The 917-nt window shown below is 42.5% G+C and carries 3 protein-coding genes; 1 reads left to right on the top strand and 2 read right to left on the bottom strand.

What is annotated here, in order from left to right:
• Positions 1 to 189, top strand: a 189-nt coding sequence (locus A3738_RS29015; protein ID WP_156503849.1) for a WYL domain-containing protein, incomplete at its 5' end; no start/stop codon positions are given.
• A gap of 9 nt (positions 190 to 198) precedes the next feature.
• Here the strand turns inward: A3738_RS29015 and A3738_RS29740 are convergent.
• Both A3738_RS29740 and yfbR read right to left on the bottom strand, forming a co-directional pair.
• Positions 199 to 345, bottom strand: a complete 147-nt coding sequence (locus A3738_RS29740; protein WP_156493583.1) for a hypothetical protein — start codon at positions 343 to 345, stop codon at positions 199 to 201.
• A 122-nt stretch (positions 346 to 467) separates the two neighbouring features.
• Positions 468 to 917 (bottom strand): 5'-deoxynucleotidase (gene yfbR, locus A3738_RS00885; RefSeq protein ID WP_068763269.1); only part of this gene is annotated, 450 nt, incomplete at its 5' end.

Below are 917 nucleotides of genomic sequence, written 5' to 3'. Positions count from 1 at the left end.
CTAAATGAAACGCAAAGTCTTAACGAGATATCTGATGGGCATTGGCGTTTATCCGCTAGGGTAAAACACACCGTGCAATTGAGGAATTGGCTGCTAGCGTTAGGCGCTCAGGCAAAGGTTACTGCTCCACAGGTCATACGAAATGAGCTGTCGGATTACCTCAGCGCCATGCAACAACACTATACATAACATACCAGCTTAAGAGATTGGCTCGACCAATACTAAACGCATGGCTTTCCCTTCGAAGATTTCATTGATGGTTTCTCTCACGCTGTGAATGTTGTCAGCTTGGACGCGGAAACGGAATTTAGTGCCTTTCTGAGTAAATGCATTAACACGGAACATAATTTTTCTCCTGATGATTGATGGCGGTATTGCCTATCGACAGGAGTAAATATATCGCCTAAAACGACCGGAAATGTCGCCATGTCTAGGGGCAATTAAATAATGCTGATATTCAAAGAATTTTATTTCAGTAAATGATCGAGACTTAATGCATATGCCGGTGCAAAGTTTTCGAGGAAGTAGAGTACTTCTGGCTGTTGTTCCTCGTTCAAACGTTTGAGTATTTCTTGTGCTGCATGCTCAAACTCTTTATTTCCAGCACGCAATTCTGCTTGGCATTTTAAGAGGGCAGATAATCTATCGGCCGCTTTCAATAAACGTTGATATACCTCGGGTAATTCATGCTCTATTAATACACCTTTAAATGCTTCATGCATTTCTGTGGGTAATAGATTGAGCAGTTCTTTTTCGGCGCGTTGCTCCACGCCTTTGTATGCATTTCGCATGGCCTTACTGTGATATTTGACCGGTGTTGGCATATCCCCCGTGATGACCTCAGTGGCATCGTGATACAGACCACAAGTCGCTAATTTATGAGCATCAATCTTATTGTTAGGATTTTGGTTGTTATG

Source organism: Oleiphilus sp. HI0066 (genome assembly GCF_001635725.1).
Note: the sequence above shows the minus strand (reverse complement) of the source record. Positions and strands in the feature narration are given on the sequence as shown.

Coding starts and splice junctions, on each gene's coding strand:
- A3738_RS29740 (WP_156493583.1), bottom strand. CDS start 345: ATGTTCCGTGTTAATGCATTTACTCAGAAAGGCACTAAATTCCGTTTC.